The sequence below is a fragment of the Pseudomonas sp. P7758 genome (assembly GCF_013386485.1).
Classification (GTDB): domain Bacteria; phylum Pseudomonadota; class Gammaproteobacteria; order Pseudomonadales; family Pseudomonadaceae; genus Aquipseudomonas.
The window spans coordinates 1-10,226 of record NZ_JACARS010000191.1 but is presented as its reverse complement, the minus strand read 5'-3'; the positions used below and the strand labels follow the sequence as shown (position 1 = coordinate 10,226).

Annotated in this window: 10 protein-coding genes; all 10 read left to right on the top strand. The window is 63.7% G+C overall.

Annotated features, from left to right (window positions below; genetic code table 11):
• A partial coding sequence (locus HX873_RS29805; RefSeq protein WP_177123632.1) for a transposase occupies window positions 1-581 on the top strand: 581 nt, incomplete at its 5' end.
• Window positions 582-640: 59 nt separating this feature from the next.
• Window positions 641-2,239 (top strand): ShlB/FhaC/HecB family hemolysin secretion/activation protein, encoded by a 1,599-nt coding sequence (locus tag HX873_RS29800; protein WP_177123633.1) that lies wholly within the window; start codon window positions 641-643, stop codon window positions 2,237-2,239.
• Between the two features lie 24 nt (window positions 2,240-2,263).
• Window positions 2,264-4,063 carry a DUF2341 domain-containing protein gene (locus HX873_RS29795; RefSeq protein ID WP_177123631.1) on the top strand — a complete coding sequence of 600 codons (1,800 nt, stop codon included), beginning with the start codon at window positions 2,264-2,266 and terminating at the stop codon, window positions 4,061-4,063.
• Between the two features lie 11 nt (window positions 4,064-4,074).
• Window positions 4,075-4,500, top strand: coding sequence for a biopolymer transporter ExbD (locus HX873_RS29790; protein ID WP_003211540.1), 426 nt, complete (start codon window positions 4,075-4,077; stop codon window positions 4,498-4,500).
• A gap of 3 nt (window positions 4,501-4,503) precedes the next feature.
• Entirely contained in the window at window positions 4,504-5,211 is a 708-nt protein-coding gene (locus HX873_RS29785; protein WP_177035728.1) for an energy transducer TonB, read from the top strand.
• A gap of 41 nt (window positions 5,212-5,252) precedes the next feature.
• Window positions 5,253-6,953, top strand: a complete 1,701-nt coding sequence (locus HX873_RS29780) for a putative porin (protein ID WP_177123630.1) — start codon at window positions 5,253-5,255, stop codon at window positions 6,951-6,953.
• A 17-nt stretch (window positions 6,954-6,970) separates the two neighbouring features.
• Complete coding sequence (locus tag HX873_RS29775; RefSeq protein WP_008430322.1) at window positions 6,971-7,597, top strand: hypothetical protein; 627 nt, start codon at window positions 6,971-6,973, stop codon at window positions 7,595-7,597.
• A 20-nt stretch (window positions 7,598-7,617) separates the two neighbouring features.
• Window positions 7,618-8,100, top strand: a complete 483-nt coding sequence (locus tag HX873_RS29770) for a YbjN domain-containing protein (RefSeq protein WP_134326873.1) — start codon at window positions 7,618-7,620, stop codon at window positions 8,098-8,100.
• Complete coding sequence (locus HX873_RS29765) at window positions 8,097-9,032, top strand: peptidylprolyl isomerase (RefSeq protein ID WP_177123629.1); 936 nt, start codon at window positions 8,097-8,099, stop codon at window positions 9,030-9,032. Before HX873_RS29770 ends, HX873_RS29765 begins: the two co-directional genes overlap by 4 nt.
• A gap of 51 nt (window positions 9,033-9,083) precedes the next feature.
• Entirely contained in the window at window positions 9,084-10,061 is a 978-nt protein-coding gene (locus HX873_RS29760) for a LysR family transcriptional regulator (protein WP_177123628.1), read from the top strand.
• The last annotated feature ends 165 nt before the right edge of the window (window positions 10,062-10,226 follow it).

Sequence of the window (10,226 nt, the reverse complement as noted above, 5' to 3'; positions counted from 1 at the left end):
CGAAAGTCGGCATGCAGGAGCTCGACCAGCGCCTGTCAAAGATCGTCGAAGCCGCACGCAAAAAACCGGTCTCGGTCTACCGCTATGGCGCACCGTGGGTATGGATCGTCTCCCAGGACGACTGGCAAGGCGCGCTCAAGGAAGTCTCCAGCTACATCCCCGCAGGCCATTCACTGGTCTTGCTGCGCCCGCAGATCGACGACATCCTCGACCTCCACCGCGACCTGCTCCAGGCCCAACCCGGCACCCAGATCGCCCCCCAGACCGTCTTGCAGATCCTGCTGCTGCAACTCCTGTACTCAGTCCCCAACGAACAGCAACTGCACGAACAACTCAACTACAACCTGCTGTTCCGCTGGTTCGTCGGCCTCGACCTGAACCAGAAAGTCTGGGGCATCAACCTCCTGCAACGCGACATCGCCACGTTCCTGAACAACCCGCAGGCGGTGCAGTTGATCCAGAAAATCATCGGTGAAGTGTTCTGTGGCGCCTTGCTGCACATGCCGGAGTTCTCCCTGAACTTCGCCCTGCTGCACACCTGGCTCGCCCGGCACGGCAACACCTCGATATCCAGCAATTGAACAGGCCAAACGCCGGGCAAACGGCGACGGCAATCATCTTGAGTAAACCAGGGGGCGGTGTGGAGCATCTGTTCAAATCAACGCTGGCGCTGTGCTGGCTGACGCTGGGTGCACTGGCGCAACCGCTACAGGCCGAAGAGCAGGGCACCCAGCCCGAGCCTCCGGCACGGCTGGTGGACGTCAACGAGTACTTCGTGCGCGGCAACACCGTGCTCGACGCTCGTGCGATCGAAGAGGCGGTGTACCCGTTTCTCGGCCCGCAAAAGACCCTCGCCGACATCGAAGGCGCCCGGGATGCCTTGCAGAAGATCTATCAGGCACGCGGCTATCAGTCGGTGTTCGTCGAACTGCCGGAGCAGAAGGTCGATGACGGAATCGTCTACCTGCAGGTCAGCGAAACCAAGGTCGGGCGCGTCCGTGTGGTCGGCGCCAAGCACTATTCGCCGGTGGAAATCCGCGACGAAGTACCCGGCTTGAAGGAGGGCGCGGTTCCGGATTTCACCAGCGTGCAAACCCAACTCGCCGGCCTCAATCGCAGCGCCGGGCGGCAGGTCACGCCGCTGGTCCGCGAAGGCCAGCGCCCCGGCACCATGGACGTCGACCTGCAGGTGGAAGACCAGAACCCCTGGCACGCCAGCCTCGGCCTGAACAATGACTACAGCGCCGACACCAAGGAGCTGCGCAGCATCGCGACCCTGGGTTACGACAACCTCTGGCAACTGGGCCACAGCATTTCCCTGACCTACTTCACCGCACCCCAGGACAGCGACAACGCCAAGGTCTGGTCGGGCTCCTACACCGCGCCGCTGACTGATCGCTGGAGCCTGCAGTTCTCCGGTTATCAGTCCGACAGCAACATCGCCACCATCGGCGGCAGCAACGTGTTGGGCAAGGGCCATTCCTACGGCGTGTCGGCGATCTACAGCCTGCCGGCCAGTGGCAATTGGGCCAATTCGTTCTCTGCCGGGGTCGACTTCAAGGACTTCAAGGAGCAGATGAAGTTTGGCGGCAGCACGGACGATATCCCGCTGAAGTACGCACCGCTGACCTTCGGCTACAACGGCTACCGCTACACCGAGCAGTCGCAATTGGGGCTGGGCTTGAGCCTGGTGGTGGGTACCCGCGCGTTCTTCGGCTACGGCAGCGACGCCGAGGAGTTCCAGTACAAGCGTGACAAGGCCAGCCCGAGTTTTGCGGTGCTCAAGGGTGACCTGAATTACACCTACACCTTCGGCAACGACTGGCAGTCGGCGTCCAAGGCCGGCTTCCAGCTGGCCTCGGGGCCGCTGGTGTCCAACGAGCAATATTCCGCTGGCGGCGCTACGTCGGTACGCGGGTATCTCGCCGCCGAGCGCACCGGCGACGAAGGCTACCTGTTGTCCCAGGAGCTGCGCACGCCGTCCCTGGCCAAGTTCCTCGGCAGCTACGTGCAGGAGTGGCGCTTCTATGCGTTTGCCGAAGGCGCACGCCTGCGCCTGCATGACCCGCTGCCCGAGCAGGAAGACGAATACAGCCTGGCCAGTGTCGGCCTCGGCACCCGCGCCAGTTTGAGCAAGTGGTTGTCCGGCAGCCTGGATTGGGGCTACCCGCTGCTTGAAGGCCCAAATACCCAGAAACAGGACTCGCGACTGCACTTCAGTGTGCAGGCGACTTTCTGACCCCTTTTTTCGGAGACTCCTGACATGCAACGCCTATTTCTGAGCCTGTTGATCTGCCTGGGCTTCGCGCTCCCGGCCACCGCCCATGCCTGGTGGCAGGACGATTGGCACTACCGTAAACAGATCACGGTGGACACCACCTCCCAGGGCGCAGCCATCAGCCAGGCCCTGGGCCGCACTGCGTTGCTGGTGCGCCTGCACACCGGCAACTTCAGCTTTGACGGGGTCAAGGACGACGGCGCCGACCTGCGCTTTGTCAGCGCCGATGACAAGACCGTGTTCAACCACCAGATCGAAAGCTTCGACCCGCTGATGGGCATGGCGCTGATCTGGGTCGATGTGCCCAAGGTCGAAGGCGGCCAGCGCCAGGACCTGTGGATGTACTACGGCAACCAGAAGGCGCCGGCCACCGCCAACGGCCAGTTGACCTTCGACCCGAACTACATCGCGCTCTACCACTTCGACGGCGCCAACGGCACGCCGCCCCGGGACACCACGGCCTACGGCAACACTGCCGTGAACGCCACCGGTGCGAGCATCGACGGCGTGATCGGCCGGGCCTTGCAGTTCAGTGGCCAGCCGTTGCTGCTACCAGCCAGCCCGTCGCTGCAACACGCAGCGGGCGGCGCCTTCACTTTCAGCGCCTGGTTGCGGGTCGACCAGGCCAGCGGCGAGCAAGTGGTGGTGGCCCGTCGCGAGGGCGCCCACAGCCTGTTGCTGGGCTTGAACCAGGGCATGCCGTTTATTGAAATCGACGGCCAGCGCGGCGTCTCGACCCAGCCGCTGAACCCCGGCCAATGGCAGCACCTGGCGTTCACCGCCGAGGGCGACAAGGTCTCGCTGTACGTCAACGGCCGTGAGACCGCGACCCTCGCAGTGGCGATGCCGGCGTTCAATTCGCAACTGGCCATCGGTGCCGATTTGCCGGAAGCCGCCGGCGGGCACCTGCCGTTTACCGGGGCCATGGACGAACTGCGCTTGTCCAAGGTCGCGCGCCCGGCAGCCCTGTTGCTGGCCGATGCCACGGCCCAGGGCGCCGAGTCGAAACTGGTGGCCTATGGCGTGGATGAAGAACAGTCGGGCTTCGGCTTCGGCAGCCTGGGGTTCCTGCTCAAGGCGGTGCCGGTGGATGCCTGGGTGATCATCCTGGTGCTGGTGGGGATGATGTTCCAGTCGTGGTTCATCATGCTCCGCAAGAACCGCCAGGTCAGTCGCGTGAGTGCTGCCAACGATATCTTCCGCGAGCAATTCGCACAGATCGGTACGCGCCTGGAGATGTACTACGACGACGCGTTGCTGGCCGAGCGCCTGACCCATTCCTCGCTGTGGCGCCTGTACCGGGTCGCGGTCAAGGAAATCCGCACTCGCCGCGCCCAGGGCGCCGACACCTCGTCGGTCTCGGCAGCCACCATCGAAGCCATCCGCTGCTCCATGGACGGCGTGCGTACCCGGGAAAACCAGCAACTCGGCGCCAAGCTGTCGACCCTCTCCAACGCGATTGCCGGTGGCCCGTATATCGGCCTGCTCGGCACCGTGCTGGGGATCATGGTGGTGTTCCTCGGCACGGCGATGGCCGGCGACGTGAACATCAACGCCATCGCCCCGGGTATGGCGGCGGCCTTGCTGGCCACGGCCATGGGCCTGTTTGTCGCGATCCCCGCGCTGTTTGGCTACAACCGCCTGATTACCCGCAACAAGGAAGTCAGCGCCGACATGCGCGTGTTCGTCGACGAGTTCATCACCCGCCTGGCGGAGATGCACGGCGAGAGCCAGCACAGTGAAGCGGCGCACCGTCGCGACCACCACGCCCACGTCCCGGCCTGAGGAGAATCAGCATGGCTTCCGTGAATGCCTCCCACGACGATGACGATGACGCACCCGTCGACAGCATCAACATCACGCCCCTGGTGGACGTGCTGATGGTGGTGTTGGTGATGTTTATCCTCACCGCCACCGCCCAGGTCTCGGGGATCCAGATCCACCTGCCCAAGGCCAGTGCTTCGGTATCGCTGTCCGAGGCCAAGACCAAGGCCATCTCGGTGAACGATGGCGGCCAGGTGTTTCTCGACGCTTACCCGGTGACCTTGCCTGAGCTGGAAGAGCGCCTGCGCATCGAGAAAGCGCTGAACCCGGACTTCCCGGTGATCGTGCGCGGCGACGCCATGGTGCAGTACCAGAAGGTCATCGAAGTGCTCGACCTGCTGCGTCGCCTGGAGCTGTCCCAGGTCGGGCTGGTCACCGGCAAACCGAGCCAGGGCTGAGTCATGACCGCACAGATGCCGATCGCGCCGACGCCCCTCAAGAACAAGCCGCCATTGCGCCCGCTGAAGTGGGGCATCGGCCTGCTGCTGGGCGCCGTGGCTGCCTGGTTTCTCTGGCAGTGGGCCAATGACATGAGTGGCGTGCGCCGTGAAGCGCCCAAGGTGCCGACGATTATTCCGTTGCCGCCACCGCCACCACCGCCGCCGGAAAAACCCAAGGAACCTGAGCCCGAGGTGCAGGAGAAAGTCCCCGAGCCGGAGCCCACGCCGACCCCGGACGAGGTCAAGCCCGAGGAGGAAGCACCGCCTTCACCGGCGGACGACCTGGCCAACCCGATGCAGATCGACGGCGACGCGCAGTCCGGTACCGACGGTTTCAACATCGGTGCCGGCAAGGGCGGCGGCATGGCCGGTTCCGGTGGTGGCGGGCTCGGTACCGGGACGTTCAAGCAGTACCTGGCCGGGGTGTTCCAGCGCCTGCTGCGGGAAGACCCGGAGCTGCGCAAGAAGGCCTACACGGTGCAGGCCGACCTGTGGCTGAGCGCAGACGGCGAGGTGACGCGCGTGGAGCTCGCCAAGTCCAGCGGCGACGCCGACACCGACGCCCAGGTGCTGGCCGCGTTGCGTGCCACACCGCGGCTGAAGGAACGCACACCCGCCTCAATGACCCTGCCGGTACGCCTGTCCCTCAAGGGCCGGCGCCCGGATTGATCGAACCCTTTTTTGCAGTTTTCTACAGGAGTTGTGTGCAGATGATTTCCCACGTGAATCGATTGACCCTGGCGGTCGGCATGGTCATCGCGACCCTGGTCGGCCAGGCGACGGCCGCCACCGCCGCGCCTTCGGAAAACGCCACGATCAACCTGATCCGCCTGCTGGTGCAGCAAGGTGTGCTCAAGCAGGAACAGGCCGACGGGCTGATCGCCCAGGCTGAAAAAGAGGCTCAGCAGGCACGCCAGGCCAGCACCGCCACGGCAGTAGCGGCAGGTCCAACTGCGGCCCCCGGCGATGTGCGGGTGCAGTACGTGCCGGCAGCGGTGCGCGACCAGATTCGCGACCAGGTCAAGGCCGAGGTCATGGCCACCGCCAAGCAGGAAAACTGGGCCCAGCCCAACACGTTCCCGGAGTGGGTCTCGCGCATCAGCTTCGACGGCGATATTCGCCTGCGGGATGAGTCGCGCTATTTCTCGGGCAACAACAGCAATGAAATCGTCGATTACGCCAAGCTCAACGACAGCGGCCCCTACGACGTGAACAAGAACACCAACACCAAATTGCCGCCGCTGCTCAACACCCGCGAAGACCGCGAGAACCTGTTCCGCCTGCGCGCCCGCCTGGGCATGAAAGCCGTGATCTCGCCGGAATGGACCGCCGGCATCCGCCTCGGCACCGGCAACGACAACAACCCGGTGTCCACCACCCAGACCCTGGGCGGCGGCTTCGGCAAGAAAGACATCTGGCTCGACCAGGGCTATCTCACCTGGAAGACCACCGACTACATGACCCTGACCGCCGGACGTTTTGCCAACCCGTTCTATTCCACCGACATGATGTATTCCGGCGACCTCAACTTCGACGGTGTGGCGGCGATCTTCAACCACAAGCTCAACAGCGACTGGGGCCTGTTCGGCACCCTCGGCGCGTTCCCGGTGGAATACAGTCCCGACACCGCCACCACCAACGGCTTCGACAAGGACGAGAGCGAAAACAAATGGCTGTTCGGCGGGCAGATCGGCGCCGACTGGAAGATCAACCGCAGCAACAGCCTGAAGGGCTCGATGGCCTATTACCACTTCGGCGATATCCAGGGCGAACGCTCCAGCCCTTGCTCGCCGTGGGCCGGCCAGCCGGCGTGCGATACCGATGGCACGCGCCTGGCCTTCATGCAGAAGGGCAACAGCGTGTTCCTGCTGCGAGACATCACCCCCAACCCGGCAACGCCTGGCCTGACCCCGCAACCGCAATTCGTCGGCCTGGCCTCCAAGTTCAACGTGCTGGACCTCAACCTGGCGTGGGACAGCGAGCTGCCGGAAGACCTCAAGCTGCGCAGCCAGACCAACTTCATCCACAACCTGGCCTACGACAAGGGCGAGATGCTCAAGCGCAGCGAAGGCCAGATCGTCAACAACCTCAACCGCGACGGCCAGTTTGAAAGTGGCGGCAATGCGCTGCTGGTGCAGTTCACCCTCGGCAGTGCGCTGGAGATGCGCAAGAAGGGCGACTGGAACGTGCTGGCCGGCTACAAATACATCCAGCCGGATGCCTTGCCGGACGGCTTCAACGACTCCTCGTTCCACCTCGGCGGCACCAACGCCAAGGGCTATTTCATCGGCGCCAACTACGGCCTCGACAAGAACATCTACGCCAGTGCCCGTTGGCTCAGCGCCTCCGAAGTGTATGGCGCGCCGTTTGAAGTGGATGTCATGCAACTGGAACTCAACACGCGCTTCTGATGCGCCGGAGAAAGCTCATGAACACGCGAATTTGCGGCCTGCTTCTACTGCTCGTTACCACCGGCGCTTCGGCTGAAGGCATGGAGGAGCGCCTGCGCACTCAGCTGCGCAGCACCACCCAGCAGTTGCAGGCGCTGCAAAGCGAGCAGGCCCAGGCCAGTGCCGCACGCATCGCCGCCGAAACCCAGGCCAAGCAGGCCCAGGCGCAGGTCAAGCAACTGACCGCCGAACTGGAAAAGACCCGTGGCGTGGCCGAGCAACTGGTGGGCCAGCAACAGAGTCTGCACAGCCAGGCCCAGGCCCAGGTGGCCGCGAGCAATGAGCAGGTGGGCAAGTTCAAGAAAGCCTATGAAGACTTGCTGGTAATCGCCCGGGGCAAAGAAACCGAGCGCGCACGTTTGCAGGCGCAACTCACGGAACGTGACACACAAGTGCAGCAATGTTCAGTCAAGAATCAACAGATGTACGACGTGGCCCAGCAGTTGCTGACGGCCTACGAAAAAATCGACGTGGCCGACGTGATGAGCATCCGCCAACCGTTCGCCAGCAGCACCCGGGTCAAGTTCGAGGAACTCGCCCAGGGTTTTGGTGACGGCCTTTACCTTAATCGGTTCGATGCTCCACAGACCGTCACTAATCATTGATCGACAAGGAAGAGACCACTATGAGCGACGTACAACTGATCACCAGCGTGACCCCGCAAGCCTTGACCGAGCTGCTGCAGGAAGCCGGCTACCGGGTCAACCAGACCGAGCAGAACGGCATCGTGCAATTGCTCAGCGCAAGCCAGGGCATTGGCTTCGCCGTGCGTTTCGGCAACCCGGCGGCAGAGCAGGGCAGCTACGTGGACTTCACCTACAGCTGCGCGCTGCGGGTGCAGGGCGAATTGCCCGAGGGGCTGGCCCAGGTCTGGAACGCTTCCCGACGTTTTGCGCGGTTGTCGTTGCAGGGTGAGTTCCTGCTGATGGAGATGGACGTGGTGGCCGCCGGCGTGGGTGCGCCGTACTTGCGCAATCAGCTGGAATTGTGGGACCGCCTGCTGCAGGAATTCATCGTCTACCTGCGTGAATACAGCCAGCAAGCCGCCCAGCTCCAGGCCGGGTCCGCGCCTGCTGTCGACGCGCGCGAAGAGGCGCCTGCACTGTGAAGAAACCAGCCCTGGTGGTCGGCGCTGGCGCCCTGGTGGTGCTGGCGGTCGCGGTGGGGTTGAGCCTGCGGCCGGGCAGTGACCCGGTCGCAGCCCAGCAGCCGGCGCCGGTGGCCGTGAAGGACGGGCCGGCGGTGGCGCGCCTGGGCAACCAGCAGATCGACCTCGCCGAACTCAAGTCGGTGTTGGCCGCCTTGCCGGTGGAAACCCGCGAGCAACTGCGTGGCAACCGCGGCGCCCTGGAAACCTGGCTGCGTTCACGCCTGGCGCAAAAGGCCGTGCTTGAACAGGCCGATGCGCAGGGCTGGCGGCAGCGCCCGGAGGTGGAGCAACAGACCCGCGCCGCCACCGAGCAGATCGTATTTCGCGACTACATGTTGTCGGTCAGCCAGGTGCCGACGGATTACCCCAGCGCCGCTGAATTGCAGCAAGCCTATGACAGCGGCAAGGCACAATGGGTGACGCCGCCGTTGTACCAGGTCAGCCAGATTTTCCTGGCCGTGAGCGACCCGCAAACCGTCGACAATGTGCGCCGCCAGGCCCAGGAGTTGAGCCGCAAGGCGCAGGCCTCGCCAGGCGAATTTTCCGCCCTGGCCAGCCAGTATTCCCAGGACCCCGACAGCGCCCGGCGCGGTGGCGATGCCGGGATGCAGCCGTTGCAGCAATTGATGCCTGAAATGCGCGGTGTGGTGGCGCGGCTCAAGACGGGCGGGGTGTCGGAGCCGGTGCAGAGTGCGGCGGGTTTTCACGTGCTCAAACTCACTGGGCAACAACCGGCGCGCACCGCCACGCTGGATGAACTGCGTGGCCGCTTGACCGAGGCCTTGCGTGCGCAACGCCAGGAGCAGATTGCCAAGGCCTACCTGGAAGGCATGCTCAATACCGCGACCTTGAGTATCGACGGCGCCGAGCTGAACAAGGTACTGGAGTAAAACCGTATCACCGCATTGGATGCACAGTACCCACAAGACAGGGAGTCTCCCATGGTATTTGTTGAACCGGCTGTACCCCAAGGCGTCGCGCCTTATCGTGCGTCGACCGAATCCCGCGAGGCCTGGCTGGCCCTGGCGGCCGCCATCGAGCCCGAGGTGGCGCAGTATTTCCTGATCAGCGCCCGCTGTGGGTGTTTCATGCAGGCGGCTCGTAGCCTCAACATCAAGGCCACGCAGTTGCGCAAGCGCCTGGCGCAGCTGGAAGAGCAACTGCGGCGTTCGCTGTTCAGCTATCAGGGCAATGTCCTGGCCCTGAGTCGTGAAGGGCAGCAGTTGCAGGCGCAGTTGATTGCCCTGGCGCATGAGCGACGCTTGCCGGTGCTGGAGCAACCGTTGATTCGGCTGGCGGTTGCCGAGTCGATCCTGCATGACATTCTGGGGCGGGACCTGATTGCCCTGTTGCGGCGCAATGCGAGTGTGCGGCTGGAGATCATTTCCATCGACAGCGAGTTGGGGTTGCAGGCGCTGGATGCGGATGTGGTGGTGTGGTTGTCGGGGATGGATTCGCCGGGGGCGGGGCCGAGTTTTGCCATTGGGGCGCCAGAGGTGTTGGCGCGTTTGGATTATTCGCCGCATATTGCCAAGCGGTATTCGCGGTTGGCGGTGCGGCCGGACAGCATTGAAGACCTTGCGGATTATATGTTGGTGCAGTGGCAGCCGGATCGGCAGGTGGAGGCGCTGCGGCCGTGGAATAGCCTGGTGGAGCAGCGGCTGGCGGGGGTAGTGCGGGTGGAAGCGTATCCGCTGATGCTGGAGATGATTCGGTGCAGTGCGTGTATTGGGTTGTTGCCGCGGTACATGAGTTGTTTTGATCGTGGGTTGACGGCGTTGGATGGGGTGTTTCTGGAGGGGATGCAGCGGCAGGTCTGGATGGGGGTGAGTGCTGATGTGCGGCATTCGCTGGAGGTGGGGTGGGTGGTGGAGATGATTCGGAATACGTTTCTTGAGCGGGGGGAGTGGTTTGATTGATTGATTGATTGATTGTGTACATATCCGTTGCTGCGGTAACGGCCTTTTGAAGAGCGCAAAAGTAAGCAAAACGCTCTTGCCCCACCACTCGGCACCTCGCCTAGGCTCGGTGTGCCCTCACTCCGGCTTTGGACCGTGGGCCGCCGTCATGGGCCATCCTTGGCC